Annotated in this window: 18 protein-coding genes and 1 riboswitch; of the genes, 13 read left to right on the forward strand and 5 right to left on the reverse strand. The window is 60.2% G+C overall.

The window, feature by feature from the left end:
• Positions 1–6: 6 nt before the first annotated feature.
• Entirely contained in the window at positions 7–1,089 is a 1,083-nt protein-coding gene (locus HB633_RS28705) for a sn-glycerol-3-phosphate import ATP-binding protein UgpC (RefSeq protein ID WP_213781522.1), read from the forward strand.
• Between the two features lie 14 nt (positions 1,090–1,103).
• Positions 1,104–1,847: a glycerophosphodiester phosphodiesterase gene (gene ugpQ, locus HB633_RS28710; RefSeq protein ID WP_213781523.1), complete on the forward strand. Its 744-nt coding sequence runs from the start codon at positions 1,104–1,106 to the stop codon at positions 1,845–1,847.
• Positions 1,848–1,916: 69 nt separating this feature from the next.
• On the opposite strand, the gene HB633_RS28715 is transcribed toward ugpQ, so the two are convergent.
• A complete protein-coding gene (locus HB633_RS28715; protein ID WP_213781524.1) occupies positions 1,917–2,294 on the reverse strand; it encodes a DUF883 family protein in 378 nt (125 codons plus the stop codon).
• 295 nt (positions 2,295–2,589) lie between these two features.
• Positions 2,590–3,315, reverse strand: coding sequence for an OmpW family outer membrane protein (locus HB633_RS28720; protein ID WP_213781525.1), 726 nt, complete (start codon positions 3,313–3,315; stop codon positions 2,590–2,592).
• Between the two features lie 297 nt (positions 3,316–3,612).
• Between HB633_RS28720 and HB633_RS28725 the strand changes: the two genes are divergently transcribed.
• The 3 genes from HB633_RS28725 to HB633_RS28735 all read left to right on the forward strand — a co-directional run bounded on the left by HB633_RS28725 (position 3,613) and on the right by HB633_RS28735 (position 10,907).
• Entirely contained in the window at positions 3,613–4,320 is a 708-nt protein-coding gene (locus HB633_RS28725; RefSeq protein WP_213781526.1) for a transposase, read from the forward strand.
• A gap of 334 nt (positions 4,321–4,654) precedes the next feature.
• Positions 4,655–9,358 carry a glutamate synthase-related protein gene (locus tag HB633_RS28730; RefSeq protein WP_213781527.1) on the forward strand — a complete coding sequence of 1,568 codons (4,704 nt, stop codon included), beginning with the start codon at positions 4,655–4,657 and terminating at the stop codon, positions 9,356–9,358.
• An 82-nt stretch (positions 9,359–9,440) separates the two neighbouring features.
• Positions 9,441–10,907, forward strand: a complete 1,467-nt coding sequence (locus HB633_RS28735) for a glutamate synthase subunit beta (RefSeq protein ID WP_213781528.1) — start codon at positions 9,441–9,443, stop codon at positions 10,905–10,907.
• A 53-nt stretch (positions 10,908–10,960) separates the two neighbouring features.
• Here the strand turns inward: HB633_RS28735 and HB633_RS28740 are convergent, their stop codons facing one another.
• A complete protein-coding gene (locus HB633_RS28740; protein ID WP_213781529.1) occupies positions 10,961–11,860 on the reverse strand; it encodes a LysR family transcriptional regulator in 900 nt (299 codons plus the stop codon).
• Positions 11,861–11,961: 101 nt separating this feature from the next.
• On the opposite strand from HB633_RS28740, the gene HB633_RS28745 reads away from it, so the two are divergent.
• Positions 11,962–12,561: an NAD(P)H oxidoreductase gene (locus HB633_RS28745; protein ID WP_213781530.1), complete on the forward strand. Its 600-nt coding sequence runs from the start codon at positions 11,962–11,964 to the stop codon at positions 12,559–12,561.
• 153 nt (positions 12,562–12,714) lie between these two features.
• A complete protein-coding gene (locus HB633_RS28750) occupies positions 12,715–13,485 on the forward strand; it encodes a carbonic anhydrase family protein (protein WP_213781531.1) in 771 nt (256 codons plus the stop codon).
• Positions 13,486–13,528: 43 nt separating this feature from the next.
• Here the strand turns inward: HB633_RS28750 and HB633_RS28755 are convergent, their stop codons facing one another.
• Entirely contained in the window at positions 13,529–14,770 is a 1,242-nt protein-coding gene (locus HB633_RS28755; RefSeq protein WP_213781532.1) for an MFS transporter, read from the reverse strand.
• Positions 14,771–14,887: 117 nt separating this feature from the next.
• Positions 14,888–16,639 carry an ABC transporter ATP-binding protein/permease gene (locus HB633_RS28760; RefSeq protein ID WP_213781533.1) on the reverse strand — a complete coding sequence of 584 codons (1,752 nt, stop codon included), beginning with the start codon at positions 16,637–16,639 and terminating at the stop codon, positions 14,888–14,890.
• A 300-nt stretch (positions 16,640–16,939) separates the two neighbouring features.
• Positions 16,940–17,070, forward strand: a riboswitch (TPP riboswitch).
• A gap of 210 nt (positions 17,071–17,280) precedes the next feature.
• Here HB633_RS28760 and HB633_RS28765 point away from each other — a divergent pair.
• The 6 genes from HB633_RS28765 (at position 17,281) to mlaE (ending at position 22,236) form a co-directional block, all read left to right on the forward strand.
• Positions 17,281–18,429: an FAD-dependent oxidoreductase gene (locus HB633_RS28765; protein ID WP_346730386.1), complete on the forward strand. Its 1,149-nt coding sequence runs from the start codon at positions 17,281–17,283 to the stop codon at positions 18,427–18,429.
• Positions 18,430–18,437: 8 nt separating this feature from the next.
• A complete protein-coding gene (gene thiS, locus HB633_RS28770) occupies positions 18,438–18,635 on the forward strand; it encodes a sulfur carrier protein ThiS (RefSeq protein ID WP_213781534.1) in 198 nt (65 codons plus the stop codon).
• 21 nt (positions 18,636–18,656) lie between these two features.
• On the forward strand, positions 18,657–19,469 hold the full coding sequence (locus HB633_RS28775) for a thiazole synthase (protein ID WP_056355552.1): 813 nt from the start codon (positions 18,657–18,659) through the stop codon (positions 19,467–19,469).
• The gene (gene thiE, locus HB633_RS28780) at positions 19,466–20,536 is read left to right on the forward strand and encodes a thiamine phosphate synthase (RefSeq protein ID WP_213781535.1); all 1,071 of its coding nucleotides are present in this window, start codon (positions 19,466–19,468) and stop codon (positions 20,534–20,536) included. Before HB633_RS28775 ends, thiE begins: the two co-directional genes overlap by 4 nt.
• Before the next feature lie 117 nt (positions 20,537–20,653).
• Complete coding sequence (locus tag HB633_RS28785) at positions 20,654–21,472, forward strand: ATP-binding cassette domain-containing protein (RefSeq protein WP_213781536.1); 819 nt, start codon at positions 20,654–20,656, stop codon at positions 21,470–21,472.
• Positions 21,469–22,236, forward strand: coding sequence for a lipid asymmetry maintenance ABC transporter permease subunit MlaE (gene mlaE / locus HB633_RS28790; RefSeq protein ID WP_213781537.1), 768 nt, complete (start codon positions 21,469–21,471; stop codon positions 22,234–22,236). Before HB633_RS28785 ends, mlaE begins: the two co-directional genes overlap by 4 nt.
• Positions 22,237–22,250: the final 14 nt, after the last annotated feature.

The raw sequence follows: 22,250 nt of genomic DNA on the forward strand, positions 1-22,250 counted from the left end.
GGGTCGATGGCTGCACTAAGCCTTCAAGGCGTCAAGAAAACGTACGACGGCAAGCAGTTCGTGCTGCATGGCATCGACGTGCAAGTCGCCGATGGCGAATTCGTCGTCATGGTCGGACCGTCGGGCTGCGGAAAATCCACGTTGCTGCGGATGGTCGCGGGACTCGAGAGCGTGTCGGAGGGGACGATCTCCATCGGCGAGAAAGTGGTGAACCAGCTCGAGCCGAAGGATCGCGACATTGCGATGGTGTTCCAGAACTACGCGCTGTATCCGCACATGAGCGTCGCGCAGAACATGGCGTACGCGCTGAAGATCAGCGGCGTGAGCAAGGCTGATATCGACCGGCGCGTGCAGAACGCGGCGAAGATACTGGAACTCGAACCGTTACTGCAGAGAAAGCCGCGCGAGTTGTCGGGCGGGCAGCGTCAGCGCGTGGCAATGGGCCGGGCGATCGTGCGCGAACCGGCCGTGTTTCTCTTCGACGAACCGCTGTCCAATCTCGACGCCAAACTGCGCGTGCAAATGCGATTGGAGATCCAGCGGCTGCACGCGCGGCTCGGGACCACGAGCCTGTATGTCACGCACGATCAGATCGAAGCCATGACGCTCGCGCAGCGCGTGATCGTGATGAATCGCGGTTACGCGGAACAGATCGGGCCGCCGACTGAAGTCTATGAGCGTCCGGCGACGGTTTTTGTGGCGAGTTTTATCGGCTCGCCGGCCATGAACCTGATGGAAGGGCGTGTTTCGGACGACGGCTCCACCTTCGATGTCGCCGGCAACGGTCCGCGTTTGCCGCTCGCAGGCATGCACGCGCTGTCGCAGGATCTGAAGGGGCGTGAATGGACGCTGGGCATTCGGCCGGAACATATGCTGCCAGGACAGTCGGGCGCGCACGTGTCGCTCACCGTCGATTCCTGCGAACTGCTGGGCGCGGACAATCTGGCGCACGGCCGCTGGGGCAATCACGACGTCGCGGTGCGTTTGCCGCATGAGCATCGGCCGGCGCGCGGTGAAGCGCTGGAAGTGGCGCTGCCGGCGCATCGGCTGCATATCTTTGATCCGCAGACTGGCCGGCGAGTGAACTGAAAGGACGAATAACGATGAAAACCTGGCCCTATCCGCGCATCGTCGCGCATCGCGGCGGCGGCAAGGTCGCGCCGGAAAACACGCTGGACGGTATCGATACCGGCGCACGGCTCGGCCTGAAAATGATCGAGTTCGACGCGAAATTATCCGCCGACAACGTCGTGTTTTTGCTACACGATGACCTGGTCGATCGCACATCCGATGGTCGCGGCCCGGCGAAAGCCATGCGCTACGACGAAATCGACAAGCTCGATGCCGGCACGTGGTTCGACCCGCGTTTCAAGGGTGCTCGCATGCCGACGCTCGCGCAGGTCGCCGAGCGGTGCTTCCTGCACGGGCTTGCGGCGAACATCGAAATCAAGCCGTGCGACGGGCGGGACGTGGAAACGGGCGTTCTGGTCGCGCAAGAGGCGGCGCGCTTATGGGCCGATGCCGAACCTGTGCCGCTGTTGTCATCGTTTTCATACGCGGCGCTCGAAGCTGCCGCTGAGGCCGCGCCCGATTTGCCGCGCGGGATGCTCTACGAGGACATTCCCGCCGATTGGCGTGCGCAGACGGCGGCGCTGTCGTGCGTGTCGCTGCACGCTGACCACTCGAAGCTCGACGAAGCGCTGGTCCGCGAGATCAAGGATTCGGGCTTGCGGATCTTGGCGTACACAGTGAACGAGCCCGCCCGCGCTCGTGAACTTGCTCAGTGGGGGGTGGATGCGATCTGTACGGATCGTATCGATGCAATCGGCGCTGATTTTCTCGAATGAACGTTAAATAAAAAGCGCGCGCCAGGAGTGATCCCGACGCGCGCTTTTCGCGCAACCGAACGATAAGACTTAGCGGGCGCGGGCCAGCAGCACACCCGCGACGAGCGCAAGGCCGCCGACCAGGGCAATGGTCTGCCAGGGCTTTTCGTGAATGTAGGTGTCCGCATCGGCCAGCGCTGCATTGGCGCGGGCGCGCACTGCATCTTGCGTGTCGTTCAAACGGGCACGCGCAGAATCCACGCTTTTGCTCAACTGAGCGCGCAATGCGGCGACGTCCGCTGACGTCCCTTCTGACAACGTCTCTTCAATCTCCGAAATCAGCGTGCGAAGTTCGCCGCCGATGTCCTGCGCCGCGTCGCTGCTGTGCCTCGAAATCCGGCGAGCACGGCGGCTGGTGGAGTTCCATGAATCTCCGATGGCGTCTCGCGTATTGGGAAATGCGTTCATAGGATCGCTCCGTCGATGGATGAATCGTGGATGGGCCGCGAACCGATTGAAGTTCGCGGAAACGCTGAAGGTGAGCAAGTTGAATGCCGGTTCACGCGCAATTCTCAAGATTGCGCGCTGAAGCCTTGCGGCGCAAGGCGTCTGATGAATCGAAACGAGGTTGATCAAGTAGAAACTGCGGAGGCGTTTACCTAAATGACTCGATTCCGGGTCATTTTTACAAGCCAGTGAAACAAAACGCCGCCACGTTTTTGACGCGGAAGCGTTCGTCTGTTGCCAAGCGTGAACGAGACGGTCAGAACCGGTATCCGACGTTCAAATACGTCACGATCGGGTTCAGCCTGAGCTTCGCCTCGGACTTCACCGTAAGCGGTCCGACCGGCGTCTGAGCCTGCGTCGTCAGCTTGGCGGTTGCATGCAGCGGCACGAAGGAGAGAGAAAAGCCTGCAAACCAGTGTTCCGAGAATGCATAAGTAAGACCTGCATTAAACACCGGAGCCCAGGAACGATCTGTGGATACGTCGGTCGGACCATGCAGCACGTTCGCTTCAAAGCCGGTATTGGTGATCTTGGCGTCGCTGAACCATACGCGCGTCACGCCAATACCAACGTAGGGACGCAGCTTCGCCTGCGGCTGCATGAAGTAATACTTCAGAAGAAACGTCGGGCTCCATTGCTTGGCCGTTCCGACCGTGCCGTAGCCCGAGTAGCTCTTGTCACCTTTAAGGTCGAATTTTGGCGGAATGCCAATCACGAATTCGCCGGCGATGTGGTCTGTGACGAAGTAGCCCGCGGTAAAGCCTGCAGTGTCGGCATTCGAGAGACTGGCGCCCGTATTGGGCACTTCGATGCCGACCGGCGATCCACCTACACTAGTCTCCTTGAGCGGACCGCTGCTGGAGAGCGGCGCAAAGTGGAACCAGCCTGTAGTGAAGTAGAACGTATTTGCCGATTGCGCATGTGCCGCGCCAGTGATGCAGGTAAATGCTGCAACCCCCGTGACTACCTGTTTTATTTTCATTGAGTGCTCCTCCGAGAAAGCACGCTAATTATGAACAGAACATTTGAAACAAACCATGTTTCGCCGCAAAGCGTTTTCCCTAAGAGGAATGCTGGCTCCAATTGGGTTAGCGCGATGCATAAAACTGTCTCGTACACCTGACTTCTCTCGTCGATGTGAACTGCCGGCATCTCGACGAAAATTTTCAAGGTGGCCCAGAATATCGTTTAGACAGACCCCCGGGAGCGCCGGCCGCCCGAATCCTTGTCGCAAGAATTCCCTGAACCCGATCAACGCCCGACCAACGGAAAATCCAGAATGGCACGGCTTGCACGACTCTACGTTCCCGAACAGCCGCAACACGTCATCTTGCGCGGTCTCGACCAGCAGCCCGCTTTCATCGATGCTCCGGACTACGAGCTTTTTATCGAATGTTTGCGGACTGCATCGCGCGACCACAATCTCGCCATCCACGCCTACGCACTGATGCCCGGCGCGGTGCATTTGCTCGTCACGCCCCGCGACGAAGCGAGCCTGCCCAAAGCCATGCAGGCGGTCGGCAGGCGCTACGTCGCGCACTTCAATCGCCGGTACGCACGTCGCGGCACGTTATGGGAAGGCCGCTATCGAGCAACGGTGATCGAAGGTGAGACCTACTTCCTGCTCGCGAGCCGCGTGGTCGAAATGGCGCCGGTGCAGGTGGGTCTTGCGGCCACGCCACAGGACTACAAGTGGTCGAGCTATCGCCATCACATCGGCCTGACACTCGACAGCCTGATCACCGACCATCCGCTCTACTGGAAACTCGGCAACACGCCGTTCGAGCGTCAGCGCGCCTATCTGGAACTGTGCGAACAACCGCTCGACGAACGCGAAGCCAACCGTCTCCTTCAGGCCACGCTCAAAGGCTGGGTTCTTGGCAGCGATTCGTACCGCGAGTGGGCGGCGCGTGCCGCCAACCGCCGAGTCTCGCCATTGCCGCGCGGCCGGCCCCGCAAGGTACGCGAAACGCCACAGACTCAATAACGGACTTTTGTGCAAGAACTGAAGAATGAACCAACGGCGTGACGACAAAAATCGACACGCCGTTTTATTTTTTCCTCGTTTGATATGGAACTAATTAAATGGGGCATTCATGCACCAAGTCGATAATTGGTGCCATATCATAGCGTTTTGATTGCCAACTGTTTGATTGATCGCGTATATTTCGTTTTCCGGCGGTTGGGGACGCTTTGCGTCCGCTGCTTGCCCGACTTCGTGATCATTGGCAGGTTCAGGGTCTTGGCCTGCCAGTGATGCGAGCAACGCATAAAACATGTTCAACGGCCGCCCGCGGCCTCCCCACAGAACACGGTGACCCATGAACGAACAATTGCCGCCGACTCTCGGTTCCGCTCCCGCCGCGCAGGGCATGTACGATCCCGAGAACGAACACGACTCGTGTGGCGTCGGGTTTGTCGCTCATATCAAGGGCAAGAAGCGCCATGAAATTATCCAGCAGGGTCTGAAGATCCTCGAAAACCTCGACCATCGCGGCGCAGTTGGCGCCGACAAGCTGATGGGCGACGGCGCGGGCATCCTGATCCAGATCCCGGACGGGTTTTATCGTGAGGAAATGGCGAAGCAGGGCGTGACGTTGCCGCCGGAAGGCGAGTACGGCGTCGGCATGATCTTTCTGCCGAAAGAGCACGCGTCGCGTCTGGCTTGCGAGCAGGAACTGGAACGCACGGTGAAAGCCGAGGGCCAGGTCGTGCTGGGTTGGCGCGATGTCCCCGTCGACGCCACCATGCCGATTTCCCCGACCGTGAAGGCGAGCGAACCGCTGATCCGGCAAATCTTCATCGGCCGCGGGAAAGACATCGTTGTGACCGACGCGCTCGAGCGCAAGCTGTACGTAATCCGAAAGACGGCGAGCCATCGGATCCAGGCGCTCAAACTCAAGCACGGCAAGGAATATTTCGTACCTTCGATGTCGGCGCGTACCGTCGTCTACAAGGGCCTGCTGCTGGCCGGTCAGGTGGGCGTGTATTACCGCGACCTGCAGGACGAACGCACCGTGTCGGCGCTCGCGCTCGTGCACCAGCGCTTCTCCACGAACACGTTCCCCGCGTGGGAACTCGCGCACCCGTACCGGATGATTGCGCACAACGGTGAAATCAACACCGTGAAGGGCAACGTCAACTGGCTGAACGCGCGCACCGGCGCGATCGCCAGCTACGTGCTGGGCGACGATCTGCCGAAACTCTGGCCGCTGATCTATCCGGGCCAGTCCGACACGGCATCGTTCGATAACTGCCTCGAATTGCTTGTGATGGCGGGTTACCCGCTCGTCCACGCAATGATGATGATGATCCCGGAAGCCTGGGAACAGCACACGTTGATGGACGACAACCGCCGCGCGTTCTACGAATATCACGCGGCCATGATGGAGCCGTGGGATGGTCCCGCCGCGATCGCGTTCACCGATGGCCGCCAGATCGGCGCCACGCTGGACCGCAACGGCCTGCGTCCGGCGCGCTATGTCATCACCGACGACGACCTCGTGATCCTGGCATCGGAAGCGGGCGTGTTGCCCGTGCCGGAATCGAAGATCGTGAAGAAGTGGCGTCTGCAGCCGGGCAAGATGTTCCTGATCGACATGGAGCAAGGCCGGATCATCGACGACAAGGAACTCAAGGACAACCTCGCGAACGGCAAGCCGTACAAGAGCTGGATTGACGCCGTGCGCATCAAGCTCGACGAGATCGAACCAAAGGCCGAAGAAGTCGATACACAACGCCGCGAAGCCGCAGCGTTGCTGGATCGTCAGCAGGCGTTCGGCTACACGCAGGAAGACGTCAAGTTCCTGATGGCGCCGATGGCGCAACTCGGTGAGGAAGCCGTCGGTTCCATGGGCAACGACTCGCCGCTGGCGGTCATGTCCAACAAGAACAAGACGTTGTATCACTACTTCAAGCAGCTTTTCGCGCAGGTCACGAACCCGCCGATCGACCCGATCCGCGAGAACATGGTGATGTCGCTGGTGTCGTTCGTCGGGCCGAAGCCGAACCTGCTCGATACCACCAACATCAACCCCACGATGCGCCTCGAAGTCTCGCAGCCGGTGCTCGACTTCAAGGACATCGCGAAGATTCGCGCCATCGATAAATACACCGGCGGCAAGTTCAGTTCCTACGAGCTGAGCATCTGCTATCCGGTCGTGTGGGGCAACGAAGGCGTGGAAGCGCGCCTGGCTTCGTTGTGCGCGGAAGCCGTGGACGCGGTGAAGTCCGGCTACAACATGTTGATCGTGTCCGACCGCAAGATGGACCGCGACAACCTGGCCATTCCGGCGCTGCTCGCCACGTCCGCCATCCACACGCATCTCGTGCAGCACGGTTTGCGCACTAGCACGGGCCTGGTCGTGGAAACGGGATCGGCGCGCGAGACGCATCACTTCGCGTTGCTGGCTGCATATGGCGCGGAAGCCGTGCATCCGTACCTCGCGCTGGAAACGCTCGCGCAAATGGCCGAAGGCCTGAAAGGCGATCTTTCCGCCGACAAAGCCATCTACAACTACACGAAGGCGGTCGGCAAGGGCTTGTACAAGGTCATGTCGAAGATGGGCATTTCCACGTACATGTCGTACACCGGTGCGCAGATTTTCGAAGCGGTTGGTCTCGCGAGCGATCTGGTCGAGAAGTACTTCAAGGGCACTGCGTCGAAGGTTGGTGGGATCGGCATTTTCGAAGTGGCCGAGGAAGCGATCCGTTTGCATCGTGAGGCGTTTGGTGAGAACCCGATCCTCGCGACCATGCTCGATGCCGGCGGTGAATATGCGTATCGCGTGCGCGGTGAAGAGCACATGTGGACGCCGGACGCCATCGCCAAGCTGCAGCATTCCACGCGCAGCAACTCGTATCAGACATACAAGGAATACGCGCACCTGATCAACGACCAGACGAAGCGTCACATGACGTTCCGTGGTTTGTTCGAGTTCAAGGTCGATCCCACGAAAGCGATTCCGCTCGATGAAGTGGAGCCGGCGAAGGAAATCGTCAAGCGCTTTGCGACGGGCGCCATGTCGCTCGGTTCGATCAGCACCGAAGCGCACGCTACGCTGGCTGTGGCCATGAACCGTATCGGCGGGAAGTCGAACACGGGTGAAGGCGGCGAGGACGCGAACCGGTATCGCAATGAGTTGCGCGGCATTCCGATCAAGAACGGCGACACCATGCGCTCGGTTATCGGCGATGAAGTCGTCACCGATATCCCGTTGAAAGAAGGCGATTCGCTGCGTTCGCGTATCAAGCAAGTTGCATCCGGGCGCTTTGGCGTGACGGCCGAGTACCTGTCGTCGGCGGATCAGATCCAGATCAAGATGGCGCAGGGCGCGAAGCCGGGCGAAGGCGGACAACTGCCGGGTCACAAGGTCAGCGACTACATCGGCAAGTTGCGTTATTCGGTGCCGGGCGTGGGCCTGATTTCGCCGCCGCCGCATCACGATATTTATTCCATCGAAGACTTGGCGCAATTGATTCACGACTTGAAGAACGTGAACTCGTCGTCGAGCGTGTCGGTGAAGCTCGTGTCGGAAGTGGGCGTTGGAACGGTTGCTGCCGGCGTTGCCAAGGCGAAGGCCGATCACGTCGTGATCGCCGGCCACGATGGCGGCACGGGCGCTTCGCCGTTGTCGTCGTTGAAGCATGCGGGCACGCCGTGGGAACTGGGTCTTGCCGAAACGCAGCAGACGCTCGTGCTCAACCGTCTGCGCGGCCGTATCCGCGTGCAGGCCGACGGTCAGATGAAGACCGGCCGCGACGTGGTGATTGGTGCGCTGCTCGGCGCCGACGAATTTGGTTTTGCGACCGCGCCGCTCGTCGTGCAAGGTTGCATCATGATGCGCAAATGTCACCTGAACACCTGCCCGGTCGGCGTCGCGACGCAAGATCCGGTGCTGCGCGCCAAGTTCACGGGGCAGCCGGAACACGTCGTGAACTTCTTCTTCTTCATCGCGGAAGAAGTGCGGGAAATCATGGCTCAGCTTGGCATCCGCAAGTTCGATGACCTCATCGGCCACGCCGAATTGCTCGACACGAAGAAGGGCGTCGAGCACTGGAAGGCTAAGGGTCTCGACTTCTCGAAGGTGTTTTATCAAGTGCCGAACGACGGCAGCATCGCGACGAAGCACGTCGAGACGCAGGATCACGGCCTCGAGAAAGCGCTCGATCACGTGTTGATCGAGAAGTCGAAGGCGGCCATCGAGAAGGGCGAGCACGTTTCGTTCATCCAGCCGGTGCGCAACGTGAACCGCACGGTCGGCGCAATGTTGTCGGGTCTCGTCGCACGCAAGCACGGCCATGACGGTCTCGCCGATGACGCCATCCACATTCAGTTGAAGGGCACGGCGGGGCAAAGCTTCGGCGCGTTCCTGGCGAAGGGCATCACGCTGGATCTCGTCGGCGACGGCAACGACTATGTCGGCAAGGGTCTTTCGGGCGGTCGCATCATCATTCGCCCGACGAACGATTTCCGGGGCAAGTCGGAAGAGAACATCATCTGCGGCAACACGGTCTTGTATGGCGCGATTGAAGGCGAAGCGTATTTCCGCGGCGTTGCGGGCGAGCGTTTCGCCGTGCGTAACTCGGGCGCGACGGCAGTCGTGGAAGGCACGGGCGATCACGGTTGCGAGTACATGACCGGCGGCACGGTGGTCGTGCTCGGCGAAACCGGGCGCAACTTCGCGGCGGGCATGTCGGGCGGCGTGGCGTTTGTCTATGATCCGGACGGTACCTTCGGCGGTAAGGCCAACAAGGCGATGGTCGCGCTCGATCCGGTTCTGCAACAAGCCGAACAGGAACGCACGGTCGACCGCGCGTTGTGGCATACCGGCCAGACCGATGAAGCCTTGCTCAAGGGCCTGATCGAGCGGCACTTCCAGACTACCGGATCGCCGCGCGCGAAAGCGTTGCTCGAGAACTGGGATGCATCGCGTCGTCAGTTCGTGAAGGTCTTCCCGACGGAATACAAGCGGGCGCTCGGCGAGCTGGGCGCGAAGAAAGCGAAAGACGCGATCGCGGCCTGAGCCTTCTTAACCTTTAGCACGGCCCTTCGGCGTCAGACGCCGGAGGGTGGATCAACCCCAAATACAGAGAAAAGAGAACCACATGGGCAAGGCAACCGGTTTTCTCGAGTTCGAGCGCCAGCATGAGACGTACGAAGCGCCGCTCGCCCGCGTCAAGCACTACAAGGAATTCGTTCACGCGCTGTCGGACGAAGACGCGAAGGTGCAGAGCGCGCGTTGCATGGACTGCGGCATTCCGTTTTGCAACAACGGCTGTCCGGTGAACAACATCATCCCGGATTTCAACGATCTGGTGTTCCGCCAGGACTGGAAGTCGGCCATTGAAGTGCTGCATTCCACGAACAATTTCCCCGAGTTTACGGGCCGCATTTGCCCGGCGCCGTGCGAATCGGCGTGCACGCTCGGCATCAATGACGACGCAGTGGGCATCAAGTCGATCGAACACGCGATCATCGATAAAGCCTGGACCGAGGGCTGGGTCGCGCCGCTGCCGGCGAAGCACAAGACCGGCAAGAAGGTGGCCGTGGTTGGATCGGGTCCTGCAGGATTGGCCGCTGCGCAGCAACTGGCGCGCGCCGGTCACGAAGTGACCGTGTTCGAGAAGAACGATCGCATAGGCGGATTGCTGCGCTATGGCATCCCTGATTTCAAGCTTGAAAAATGGCTCATCGACCGACGTATGCGGCAGATGGAAGCCGAAGGCGTGGCGTTCCGGACGAATGTGTTTATCGGCAAGGATCCGTTGCCGGGGCATATCGCGAATACGGCGCGTGAAACCATCACGCCGGACGAACTGCGCGAACAATTCGATGCCGTCGTCATCGCCGGTGGTTCGGAAACGCCGCGCGATTTGCCGGTGCCGGGTCGCGAGATGCAAGGCATCCATTACGCGATGGAATTCCTGCCGCTGCAGAACAAGGTCAACGCCGGCGATACGGTTGTCGACCAGTTGATCGCGAAGGGCAAGCATGTCGTGGTGATTGGCGGTGGCGATACGGGTTCGGATTGCGTGGGGACGTCGAACCGGCATGGCGCGAAGAGCGTCACGCAGTTCGAGTTGCTTTCGCAGCCGCCTGAAACCGAAAACAAGCCGCTCGTCTGGCCGTACTGGCCGATCAAGTTGCGTACGTCGTCATCGCACGAAGAAGGATGCGAGCGCGACTGGTCGGTGGCCACGAAGCGCTTCGAAGGCAAGAACGGCAAGGTTGAAAAACTGATCGCCGTGCGTGTGGAATGGAAGGACGGGAAGATGCAGGAAGTGGCGGGATCGGAGTTCGAAATGAAGGCCGATCTGGTGCTCCTCGCAATGGGCTTTACGCAACCGACTTCGCCGGTTCTGGAAGCATTCGGTGTCGATAAAGACGCGCGTGGAAACGTGAAGGCTTCGACCGAAGGCGAGAAGGCTTACTTCACGTCGGTGCCGAAGGTGTTCACTGCAGGCGATATGCGTCGCGGCCAGTCGCTGGTTGTGTGGGCGATTCGCGAAGGCCGCCAGTGCGCCCGTTCAGTCGATGCATTTTTGATGGGGTCTAGCGAGTTGCCGCGGTAAGGTTTTATCGTTGCGATTCATTGAAACCGGGCTCGATGGTGAGCCCGGTTTTTTTATTGATGTTCGGCATGCGGCGCCTTGATGTAGTCCAAAAAAGCGCGCAATCCGCAGGACATGTACTGGCGGTTCGGGTAGTAAACGTGGAATCCCGGCCTTTCCGGTAGCCAATCTTCGAGCACGGATATCAGTTGGCCGTTTTCAAGGTACGCTTTGACCTGTTCGTAATACAGGAAACCGACTCCAGCGCCTGCGAGCACGGCCTCCAGTTCGGCATCCATATCATCCACCACGATGTTGCCTGGCGCCGCAATTTCCAGCTTGCCTTCCGGTCCTTCGAACTCCCAGTTGTATGGCCGCCCGCTTGGAAAACGGAACACCACGCATTGGTGATCGACCAGATCGCGCGGATGTTCGGGCACCGCGCGCCCCGCGAAATAAGCAGGTGTCGCCACGACTGTCAACTTGGCCGGCGGCCCGATAGGCATGGCAATCATGTCCTTCTCGACAATCGCGCCGAGCCGGATGCCGGCATCGAATTGTCCTTCGACGATATCGACGAGAAAATCGTCCGTGGTGACTTCCACCTTCAGATCCGGGTATTGGCGCGTGAAACCGGTGACGAGCGGCATCAGGAACAATCGGGCTGCCAGCCGCGCCGCGTTGATTTTTAACGTGCCCATGGGTGAATCCCGGAAGGAGTTCACTTCATCGAGCATGGTCTTGATTTCATCGAATGCCGGGCGCAGCCGTTCGTACAAATTCCGGCCAGCCTCGGTCAGCGAGACGCTTCGCGTGGTGCGGTTGAAAAGACGCAGCTTGAGCCGTTGTTCCAGTTGCTTGATCGCATGGCTGATCGCCGATGGCGACAACCCGAGTTCGTCGCCCGCAGCACGGAAGCTCCTACGACGAGCCACCGCGATGAACGTTGCGAAATCAGAAAAGTGCGTCCGCATTAGTGAAAATTTCTCAGTAAGCCATCTCAAAGCATCACTTTTACAGAACTATCCGCCGACCGTAAAGTGAGGTCTTGCATCGCAACAATTGAGATAACAGCATGAAAACTGAGAGCATTTACTTTATTTGGGCTCATCCGCGGGCTGATTCGTTGACCGCGCATATCGTGGAAGAAATGCAGGGTCAGGCGGCGCGTGACGGTATGAGCACGACCACTTTGGATCTTTATCGCAGCGGATTTGATCCGGTGCTCGGTACGGAAGACGAACCGGACTGGAATGATTCGACGAAACGGCTCTCGCCAGAAGTGCATCGGCTATTCGGCGAGCTGGAGGGGAAGGACACCCTCGTGGTCGTGTTTCCGGTGTGGTGGTATAGCTTTCCGGCCATCATCAAAGGCTATATGGACAGGGTGTGGAATCACGGCCTGGCATATGGCGAAGGGCATCGTTTGCCGGCCAGGAAGATTCATTGGGTAGGGCTGGTCGGCGGCTCGGAGGAACGGTTTGCAAGACGCGGCTGGCTTGCCAACATGACGGATTTCTTCAATGGTATTGGCGGCTATCTGGGTATCGAGAAAACCGAGGTCACTTTCCTCTACAACACCATTGGCGTTGAAGAAGATATCGTCGACCGTGAACGGCATTTCGAGAACCTGTTTGCAGAGGCACGGGGTGTGGTGAGCGGGTTGGCTGCGTGATCGTTGCGGGAGACTCGCGTCCTCCGCCCAAGGGAGGAGGACGCACACCCTCACCACTGTTTCACTCCGCCACACCCGCTATTACGACTTCTCCGATATCCCCCTCACCGCCAGAAGCGCATGCTGACGCCCTCACATTTTCAGGGGCACGGTATGACCAAGATCAAATGGAAGTCCAGCGGCGCGATCCTAATTTCAGCCTTCGTTTCACTCGCGGCAACCGCGGCTGAAACAAACCACGGCTGGACCTACACCGGCGAGCACGGCCCGGCCCACTGGGGCGCCTTGAGCGAAGCCTTCCACGCATGCGAAGGCGGCCGCGCCGAATCGCCGATCAACATCGAAGGCGCCAAAAAGGCTCCTGCCGACATGCCGCGCCTCAAGATCAACTACGCGCCGCTTCCCATCGATATCGTCAACACCGGTCACGCCATTCAGTTCAACGCAACGCCCGGCACCGACAGCATCGCCCTCGGCGATAAAGCCTATCAACTCGTGCAATTCCACTTTCATTCGCCGGGCGAAGAGCGTTTCGCGGGCAAGGAAAGCGTGATGGACGACCACCTCGTGCACAGCACGGCTGACGGCAAACTCCTCGTATTGGCCGTGCAATTCAAGCTCGGCGCGCATGCGAACCCCGTCATTCAGGCGATGCTCGATCGCGTTCCAAGCGAGAAGGGCGCGGAGATGAAAGTGATCGCCGTGACGGTGAACCCGCTCGACTTGCTGCCGAAGAACACCGGTTACTACACGTACAGCGGTTCGCTCACAACGCCGCCGTGTACGGAAGGCGTGACGTGGATCGAGTTCAAGGAACCGGTCAGCATCACGAAACAGCAACTCGATGCCATGCAACATTTTTATCGGGGTAATCAACGTCCGGTACAAGCATTGAATGGACGCGAGATATTTGAAGTAGATTAAGCAGCCAAGATGAACGAGGCCGTCAAGCTCCACAAAGACGGCCTCATCCCAACGCTTTTCCTCGTGTCTCCGGCAACAGCAACGCCGCGACGATCACCAGCAAATATCCGGTTCCGGCGACCATGCCTATCGCCTTGACGAGCGACATGCCTTGCGAAAACACGCCGACAAGTATCGGGAAAAACGATCCAAGTCCGCGCCCGAGGTTGTAGCAAAAGCCTTGCCCCGATCCGCGAATCGCATTCGGATAAAGCTCCGACAAGTACGCCCCCACGCCCGCAAAAATCCCCTGCACGACAATGCCAAGCGGAAAGCCGAGAAGCAACATGGCGTGATCGGTGATGGGGATCATCGTGTAGATCATGCCGAGCAGAAACGAGCCGATCGCAAACAACACAAACGATGCCCGTCGCCCGATCTTGTCGCAAAGAATCGCGCCAAACACGTACCCGAGGAACGAGCCGACGATCAGCACCACGAGATAACCGCTCGTGTTGAATACGGACAGATGCCGCTCGGTCTTGAGATACGTCGGCAGCCACGTGGTGATTGCGTAATAACCGCCGAGCATGCCGGTGCATAACGCGCTGCCGAGTATCGTTGTCTTGAGGTGCGCGCCTTTGAAGATATCGGCGAAGCTGGCCGTTTCCGTGCCGGCATCGCGGGCGCGGCGCGTGGCGAGATAGATCTCGGGATCGCTGACATTGCGGCGGATATACAGAATCCACAGCGCCGGCACGATGCCGATCCAGAAGCACGCGCGCCACGCGGTATCTTCCGGCAGCAACGCGAAGAACGCCCAATAGAGAATGGCCGCCGCGCCCCAGCCGAACGACCAGCTGCTTTGCACGGTTCCAACCGCTTTCGCCCGATGCTGCGGCGAGCGGATGGTCTCGGCCATCATCACGGTGACGACGGACCATTCGCCGCCAAACCCCACGCCTTGCAGCGTGCGCGTGACGAGCAACTGCCCGAATGAATGCGTGAAGCCGGAAAGGAACGTGAAGAACGCAAAGCAGCCGATGGTCCATTGCAACACGCGCACACGGCCGTATCGATCGGAGAGGATGCCGGCAAGCCATCCACCAATCGCCGATGAAATCAGCGAACTCGTCGCGATCATCCCTGCTTCGCTTTTACTCATGCCCCACGTGGCGATCAGCGTGGGAATGAGGAACGAGTAAATCATGAAGTCGAAGGCATCGACTGCGTAGCCGCCGAAACCGGCGTAAAGCGTGCGGCGCTCGCGCGTCGTCAACTCGGTGAACCACTCGAACGCTCGCATCCCGTCTCCTGTTCAATGCCCGCTTCTTCGAGGGCGGCGGAACATTCTACGGCGTCCAAAAATGCAAAAAGCGGGTCACGAAGGACCCGCTTCCTCAAACACGCGGCAACCGGAGTGCTACGCCGGCAGGCTTTCCACCGCCGCGCGCTCGATATCGATCCGGTTTTCATGGAACCCGGAGACCGATTCGCGGTGCGCTACGCTGACGATCGCGGCGTTCGGCAACGCATCGATAAACGCCGTATAGATCAGCATCTCGTTCTCGGCATCGAGGGCGCTGGTGGCTTCATCGAGGAAGATGAAATCCGGTTTGTGCAGCAGCACGCGGGCCGCGGCAAGCCGTTGCTGTTCACCCGGTGACATCATCTTCGCCCAATGGCCGGACTCATCCAGACGCGAGCCATATGCGGCCAGATTGCAGACGCGCAGGGCTTCGCGACAGGCCTCATCGGTGAAAACGGAGGCTTCCGACGGATAGCTCAGTGCCGCCTTCAACGTGCCGATCGGCAAGTAGCTTTGCTGCGGGATGAACATCAGTTTTGCATCGACGGGTGCGTCGATGGTGCCATCGCCGAACGGCCACAATCCGGCCAAAGCGCGCATCAAGGTGCTCTTTCCCGAACCCGACGGCCCTTGCACGAGCCAGCGCGAACCGGGCTTTACAGTGACATCGGCGACGGTGGCGAGCGGTTTGCCGTTGGGCAACGCCAGCTTCAATCCGTTTGTCACCAAAGCGTCCGTGCTCGCGTAATGCAGGTTGATGCCGCCGTGCGCGGTCGCCGGCGAAATGGCTTCCTTGATGTGCGTCGAACGCATCACGCGCTTGAATTCGCGCAACCGGTTCACGGTCGCGCGCCATTCGACCAAGGTCGAATAACTATTGATGAACCATGAAAACGAGTCGCTGACCGTGCCGAATGCCGAGCTGATCTGCATCAGAACGCCGAGCGAATAAAACCCGGCGAAGTAGCGGGGCGCGGCAACCATGATCGGGAAGATGTTCGCCACCTGGCTATAAAACGCCAGCACGAAGGTCAGCCGCTTGGTGTATTTCATGATCTGCCAGTAGTTCTGGCGGATCGTCTGGAAGATGCCCTTGGCGGTCGTGGTTTCGGTCGCGACGCCATCGTAGAACGCGATCTGTTCGGCGTTTTCGCGAATGCGGATCAGGCCGAAGCGGAAGTTGGCTTCCACCTTCTGCGCCTGATAATTGATCGATACCAGCGGATGCCCGAAGCGCTGCATCAGAAGCGACCCGACCACGGCGTACCCCGCGGCGGCCCAGACCATATAGCCGGGGATCGTTATCGCCGTGCCGAACACGGAGAAGCTCAACGCGCCGGCCAGCGACCACAAGATGGTGATGAACGTGGCGAGCGTGACGAGCGTCGACAACAGATCCAGCGATAACGCCAGCGTCGTCGTGGCGAACGACTGAAGGTCGTCGCTGATCCGCTGGTCGGGGTTATCGGCGAGACGATCGCGTTCTATGCGGTAGAAGGCTTTGTCGCCGAGCCATTGTTCGAGGTAACGATGCGTGAGCCACTGGCGCCATTTGAAGCCGAGCATCTGCCGCAAATACCGGCCGTACACCGCGAGCAGGATGTACGCGAACGCGAGCCCGGTGAAGATCATCAACAGATGCGGAAAGTCGTGGACGTTCTTGGTCTGCAGCGCGTTGTAGAAGTCCGCGTTCCACTTGTTCAGGCGGACGTTGATATACACGACCGTCATGTTGATCGCGATGATCGCGATCAGCAAAAGCCACGCAATGCCGCGTTCTTCCGATACCCAATAAGGCTTGATCAGACTCCACGCCGACACTTTGTCGGCGTTTTGTTCCGTGTTGCCGGGAGGTGTGATGGTCATGAGCTTCCTGAAGACGTGCCGGCTCGGCGGCAGGTTTGTAACTTGGGGGTCGCCCGGAATCGTACGAGGTCATTAAAGACGGCGCGCCGGATGATTGTTTCGGGCGCGCCTTAACTGCTCCTTAATTCTCGACGTATTCGTGCAATTACGAGATGCACCGGCGATCGCGGCATTGTGCCAGAGTGCGCCGGGGTCGAACGAAAGGGAAGGAAGCAGCGGTTCGCTCGGGCTTTTCCCTAAGCAGGCATCTTATGAACCCCCATGTTTGCGGCCCGTTTCGTTTTTATGTTTTAATGATTGTTGACGAAACAGGGGTGCTTCGGCACGCGTCTCCCAGCTTGAAGGAACGGAGAACGGCGTGGCGAGGCTGAGAGAGTCCCTTTGCACCCGATCCGGGTAATACCGGCGAGGGAAGTTTCCGGAAACCCGCGTGGATTTCCAGTTTCTTCCAGTATTGGCAGGCCCGCGATCCGCATTTCGTGCGTATCGGTGCCGCAATCTCGCCGTGGTTTCGTCCCTGAACATGTTTGTGCGCTGCGCGCGCAGTCAGGGCTCGAAACGGGCGTTCCTCCCGTCATCGACTTCCTTTGCGCTTGGGCGCCCGTACGTTCTTACGCGTCTGCTGAGGAGGCATCGTCACCGTGAATACCGTTGTGCGTTCCAATCCGCTTGTGCCTGGCCAGCCCGACTTTGCTGTCGTCGGCGGCGGGTTGTGCGGGCGGCTGATCGCGTGGCTGCTGGCGGGCGAGGGGCATCGCGTGGCGTTGTACGAACGAGGCGATGCCGCCGGCACCCAGTCGGCCGCATGGGTCGCGGCGGCCATGCTCGCGCCGCTCGCCGAGGCGGCCAGCGCCGAATTGCTGATTACGGAACTCGGGGCGGCGTCGCTCGAACGATGGCCTCAGTTGATCGCCAAATTGCCTTTGCCCGTGTTCTTTCAGCGCAATGGCACGCTGGTCGTTTGGCATGCCGGCGATCGCGCCGAGGCGCCGCTGTTCGAGCGCCGCTTGCGCGCGAATGCGCCGCCGGCGCTGTTTCGCGATGGTTTCGTCAAATTGTCCGGCGAGCAGGTCGCAGTGGCCGAACCCTCGCTCGGAACGCGCTTTCCGCAGGGCTGGCTGCTTCCCAATGAAGGCCAGCTCGATAACCGGCAAGTCCTTACTGCGCTCGCGGCCGGTCTCGCCGAACGCAACGTCGATCTCCACTGGAACACGACAATCGATGCGATGCCCGAGGCGCGTTTCGTCATCGATTGCCGTGGCTTGGGCGGCAAACCCTCGTGGCCGGCGCTGCGCGGCATTCGAGGCGAAGTGGCGCGCGTGCATGCGCCGGGTATCGGCCTGACGCGGCCAGTGCGTTTGCTGCATCCGCGATACCCGCTTTACATCGCGCCGAAGGAAAACGATCTGTACGTGATCGGCGCGACCGAAGTTGAAGGCGAAGACATGTCGCCCGTGACCGTGCGTTCGGCGCTCGAGTTGCTGAGCGCGGCGTTCGCGGTGCATCCGGGTTTCGGCGAGGCGCGCATTCTCGAGCTGAATTCGCAATGCCGTCCGACCTTGCCTGACCATCGGCCGGCGATAGTCTGGGACGGAGCACGAACCTTGCGCGTGAATGGTTTGTACAGGCACGGCTACATGATCGCGCCCGAAGTCGCCGAAACCGCCCGCGAGCTCGCCGAAGCGCTGATCGGCGGGGCGATCAGCAACCCCGATTCCTTCGATGACTGGCGTCAGAACGCCCGCTGGTCCGCCTTGCTGCGCTGCGAACACGCGGCGCCCGTGCTTTGAAATTCATCATGAACATTCACATCAACCAAAAGCCGTTTTCCGTACCCGATGCCGCCACCGTCACCGACGCGCTCGCGGCTTTCGGCGCCAAACCGCCGTTTGCAGTGGCGCTGAATGGGCAGTTCGTCGCGCGCGGCGAGCATGCATCGAAGGCGCTCAACGCTGGCGACAAGCTCGATATCGTTTCGCCGGTCGCTGGCGGCTGAGCAATTACAAAAGGATCGATCATGACCTCCACGATCACCACCGCCGATACCCTCACGCTCTACGGCACGTCGTTCCCAAGCCGGGTGTTGCTGGGGACATCGCGCTATCCGTCGTTGCAATCGCTGTCGGATTCCATCGATGCCGCCCGTCCCGGCATGGTCACCGTCGCGTTGCGGCGCCAGTCGAACACGGGCGAAGCCGGTTTTTTCGATGTCCTGAAGCGCCACGGCGTCGCGTTGCTGCCGAACACGGCGGGCTGCCAGACGGTGGACGAAGTGCTGACCACGGCGCGCATGGCGCGTGAACTCTTCGATACCCCGTGGCTCAAGCTCGAACTCATCGGCGATGACTACACGTTGCAACCCGACCCCATCGGTCTCGTGGAAGCGGCTGGAATCCTGATCCGCGAAGGCTTCAAGGTGCTGCCGTACTGCACGGAAGACCTGGTGATCGGCCGGCGTCTGCTCGATGTCGGCTGCGAGGCGCTGATGCCATGGGGCGCGCCTATCGGTACGGGGAAGGGCGTGACGAACCCGTACGGATTGCGCACCTTGCGTGAACGGCTGCCGGACGTGCCGCTTATCGTCGATGCCGGTCTGGGCGTGCCGTCGCATGCGTGTCAGGTGATGGAATGGGGTTTCGACGGCGTGTTGCTGAACACGGCCGTCTCGCAGGCCACGTTTCCGCCGCAGATGGCCCGCGCGTTTGCGCTGGGCGTCGAAGCGGGGCGGATGGCTTATCTGGCGGGTCCAATGGCCGAGCGCGATAGCGCGCAGGCGAGCACGCCGGTTGTCGGCATGCCGTTCTGGCATCAAGACGGGAGTGCTGCATGAGCTTGCTGACGCAGGATAGGGAAATATTCTGGCCGCCCGCTGACGAACTGCTGGAAGCCGCTGAGAGAATCCGTCGGCGCCTTGGCGAGTGGCCGGCGGCATCGAAGCAATGGAGGATTTGTTTGAGCGCGCCGGATCGTCCATTGAAAGGCGATCTGATTGTCGGCAGCGGTTTGAAAGAGCCGCCGCCGAACGGTGTGGGATTGCTCGATGCCGGCGCAGGCCACGCGACGTTGCAACTCGATGGCGTGGAATACGCGCTCGAAGGCGATTGGTCGGATGACTGGCTGGCGGCGATGGCTGCGTTCCTTGATTGCGGTTTCGAGCCGCACGATGCGCTCGTTCTCGCGCTCGCCTGGCGTCCTACGAATCTGGACGAACTCGACGCATGGCCTGTGGATTTTTATACCTTCCCAAAGGTCGCCAATCTTCCGGCGCCACCGTTGAAACCCTTTGCGCATTGTCCAGACCGGCTGGGTTTGTATGCCGTGCTGCCAAGCGCCGAATGGGTCGAACAGGTGTTGGACCAAGGCGTGAAAACCGTGCAATTGCGCCGAAAATCTTCTGATTCGGGCGATTTGAAACAGGAAATCGAACGTTCCGTCGCAGCCGGCGTAAAGCATCAAGCGCAGCTTTTTATCAACGATCATTGGCAGGCGGCTATCGCCGCTGGTGCCTATGGCGTGCATCTCGGGCAAGAAGACGTCGATACCGCCGACCTCAATGCCATCGCAGAAGCCGGTTTGCGTCTTGGCCTGTCAACGCACGGTTACTACGAAATGCTCAAGGCGCTGCATTTCAAACCGAGCTATCTTGCGCTCGGCGCGGTTTTTCCGACCACGACCAAGGTGATGCCCACGGCGCCCCAAGGTATCTCGCGCCTGGCACGTTATGTGCGTTTGCTCGACGGGATTGTTCCGCTGGTTGCAATCGGCGGCGTGAATGGTTCCGTGTTGCAGCAAGTCTTGTCGACCGGTGTGGGAAGCGCAGCAGTCGTGCGGGCCATTACAGAGGCGCCGGAGCTTGCTACCGCCATTTCTGCGTTGCAACAGGAATTCGCGCGATAATGCAGCCGAATCGGAAAAAACTTCATATGTTTTAATCAGTCGAAAGGGACCGTCACGTCGCTCCGAGCGCACAGGCCCTATAATTCGGCCTCTTGCGTAAAAGGATTGTCAGCCCCTGTGTCAGCTTCTCCCGAGACTTTGCTAGAGCTTCGCGACGTCGACTTCGGCTACGGCGACCGGCTCATCCTGTCCAACCTGAACATGCGCTTCAAGCGCGGTCAGGTCGTGGCCGTCATGGGCGGCTCCGGCTGTGGCAAGACGACCGTCCTGCGGCTGATCGGCGGCCTGGTGAAAGCACAGAAGGGCCAGGTGCTGTTCGGCGGCAAGGACGTGGGCGCGCAAACGCGCGACGGCCTTTACGAACTTCGCCGCAAGATGGGCATGCTGTTTCAGTTCGGCGCGCTTTTCACCGACCAGACCGTTTTCGATAACGTCGCGTTCCCGTTACGGGAACACACCGACCTCCCTGACGAACTCCTGCGTGACCTCGTGCTAATGAAGCTCAACGCGGTTGGGCTTCGTGGCGCGCGGGATTTGTCGCCTTCGGAGATATCGGGCGGCATGGCGCGGCGCGTGGCGCTTGCCCGCGCAATTGCGCTCGATCCCGAACTGATGATGTACGACGAGCCGTTCGCCGGCCTCGATCCCATTTCGCTCGGCATCACGGCCAACCTGATCCGCACGTTGAACAGCGCGCTGGGCGCCACGTCCATTCTCGTCACGCACGACGTGCCGGAATCGTTCGCCATCGCCGATTACGTGTATTTCATCGCAAACGGCGGGATTCTGGCCGAAGGCACGCCGGCGGAATTGCGGGCATCGCAGGAACCGTCGGTTCGCCAGTTCATCGACGGCGCGCCAGACGGTCCCTTCAAATTTCACTATCCAAGCACGACGCCGCTGGCGGCGGACTTTGGTATCGGAGCAAAGGCATGATCAGCGCCATCGGACGTTCGGTGCTCGGCAGCTTCGGCACGATCGGATATGCGACGCGCATGTTCCTGCGCCTGGTCGTCGAATTCTTTCCGTTGCTGCGGCGCCCGCGCCTTGTCACGAAACAGATCCACTTCGTTGGCAATTATTCGCTGCTGATCATCGGCGTGTCGGGCCTGTTTGTCGGCTTCGTGCTCGGCTTGCAGGGCTATCTCACCCTTAACCGATACGGCTCCGAGCAAGCACTCGGGCTTCTGGTCGCGCTTTCGCTCGTACGCGAACTTGGGCCTGTGGTCACGGCCTTGCTGTTCGCGGGCCGTGCGGGTACATCGCTCACGGCTGAAATCGGGCTGATGAAGGCGGGCGAGCAACTCACCGCCATGGAAATGATGGCCGTCGATCCGCTCAAAGTGGTCGTGGCGCCGCGCTTCTGGGCGGGGATCATCGCCATGCCGGTGCTGGCCGCCATTTTCAGCGCGGTGGGCATTTTCGGCGGCTATGTGGTCGGCGTGCTGATGATTGGCGTGGATTCGGGCGCGTTCTGGTCGCAAATGCAGGGCGGCGTGGATGTCTGGAGCGACGTCGGCAACGGCGTGATCAAGAGCATCGTGTTCGGCTTCGCGGTCACGTTTATCGCGCTGTTCCAGGGTTATGAAGCCCAGCCCACGCCGGAAGGCGTGTCGCGCGCGACCACGAAAACGGTCGTGTACGGATCGCTCTCCGTGCTTGGACTCGACTTTTTGCTGACCGCGCTGATGTTCAACTGATGTTTCGGCCTGCG

Source organism: Caballeronia sp. dw_276 (genome assembly GCF_018449635.1).
Classification (GTDB): domain Bacteria; phylum Pseudomonadota; class Gammaproteobacteria; order Burkholderiales; family Burkholderiaceae; genus Caballeronia.

Excerpts from the sequence above, each read along its gene's own strand:
- HB633_RS28705 (WP_213781522.1), top strand. The coding sequence starts at position 7 with ATGGCTGCACTAAGCCTTCAAGGCGTCAAGAAAACGTACGACGGCAAG.
- ugpQ (WP_213781523.1), top strand. The coding sequence starts at position 1,104 with ATGAAAACCTGGCCCTATCCGCGCATCGTCGCGCATCGCGGCGGCGGC.
- HB633_RS28715 (WP_213781524.1), bottom strand. The coding sequence starts at position 2,294 with ATGAACGCATTTCCCAATACGCGAGACGCCATCGGAGATTCATGGAAC.
- HB633_RS28720 (WP_213781525.1), bottom strand. The coding sequence starts at position 3,315 with ATGAAAATAAAACAGGTAGTCACGGGGGTTGCAGCATTTACCTGCATC.
- HB633_RS28725 (WP_213781526.1), top strand. The coding sequence starts at position 3,613 with ATGGCACGGCTTGCACGACTCTACGTTCCCGAACAGCCGCAACACGTC.
- HB633_RS28730 (WP_213781527.1), top strand. The coding sequence starts at position 4,655 with ATGAACGAACAATTGCCGCCGACTCTCGGTTCCGCTCCCGCCGCGCAG.
- HB633_RS28735 (WP_213781528.1), top strand. The coding sequence starts at position 9,441 with ATGGGCAAGGCAACCGGTTTTCTCGAGTTCGAGCGCCAGCATGAGACG.
- HB633_RS28740 (WP_213781529.1), bottom strand. The coding sequence starts at position 11,860 with ATGCGGACGCACTTTTCTGATTTCGCAACGTTCATCGCGGTGGCTCGT.
- HB633_RS28745 (WP_213781530.1), top strand. The coding sequence starts at position 11,962 with ATGAAAACTGAGAGCATTTACTTTATTTGGGCTCATCCGCGGGCTGAT.
- HB633_RS28750 (WP_213781531.1), top strand. The coding sequence starts at position 12,715 with ATGACCAAGATCAAATGGAAGTCCAGCGGCGCGATCCTAATTTCAGCC.
- HB633_RS28755 (WP_213781532.1), bottom strand. The coding sequence starts at position 14,770 with ATGCGAGCGTTCGAGTGGTTCACCGAGTTGACGACGCGCGAGCGCCGC.
- HB633_RS28760 (WP_213781533.1), bottom strand. The coding sequence starts at position 16,639 with ATGACCATCACACCTCCCGGCAACACGGAACAAAACGCCGACAAAGTG.
- thiS (WP_213781534.1), top strand. The coding sequence starts at position 18,438 with ATGAACATTCACATCAACCAAAAGCCGTTTTCCGTACCCGATGCCGCC.
- HB633_RS28775 (WP_056355552.1), top strand. The coding sequence starts at position 18,657 with ATGACCTCCACGATCACCACCGCCGATACCCTCACGCTCTACGGCACG.
- thiE (WP_213781535.1), top strand. The coding sequence starts at position 19,466 with ATGAGCTTGCTGACGCAGGATAGGGAAATATTCTGGCCGCCCGCTGAC.
- mlaE (WP_213781537.1), top strand. The coding sequence starts at position 21,469 with ATGATCAGCGCCATCGGACGTTCGGTGCTCGGCAGCTTCGGCACGATC.